The 440-nt window shown below is 43.6% G+C and carries 2 pseudogenes; both read left to right on the top strand.

Going from position 1 to position 440, the window contains the following annotated elements:
* Window positions 1-253: pseudogene (locus tag ACTQY5_RS11005) on the top strand (hypothetical protein); the annotation flags it as partial.
* Window positions 240-440, top strand: a pseudogene (locus ACTQY5_RS11000) (hypothetical protein); the annotation flags it as partial. The pseudogenes ACTQY5_RS11005 and ACTQY5_RS11000, both read left to right, overlap by 14 nt.

Raw genomic sequence — 440 nt, 5'->3', positions numbered from 1 at the left:
GGCAGCTGACCACAACGAGTTTAAAGCTGAGTACAACTCTGTTCGACAAACTGTTTTCGACTTAGAGGAAAAGTTTAGCCAGTTAAAATTTGAGATGGCTGACTTGAAGCGATCCATGCAAGAGAAGGAAGACGGCTATTTGCTACAGATTTCTGAGCTAGAGGAACGTGTCGACGAACTTGAGGAAGAAAACGCCTCTCTGAAAGAAGAGTTAGAAACCTTTAAAGGAGGTGGTAAATTTGAACAACACTGAAATCATCATGACCGTTGCAGTCGGCATCGGGGCAATCATGACAGGCTTAATGAATATGATTAAATCTCAAGAGTATATTCCAGCTCGGTACATTCCTTTGGCAGCTATCGTCTTAGGCGTTATCGTTGGAGTAGCCGGAGGTATGGTTGTATTTGATGTCGAACCAGTTATCGGAGCAGTTGCAGGA

Origin of the sequence: Acidaminococcus sp. HCP3S3_H5 (genome assembly GCF_052122235.1) — a bacterium.
In the GTDB taxonomy this organism is placed as follows: domain Bacteria; phylum Bacillota; class Negativicutes; order Acidaminococcales; family Acidaminococcaceae; genus Acidaminococcus.
Note: the sequence above shows the minus strand (reverse complement) of the source record. Positions and strands in the feature narration are given on the sequence as shown.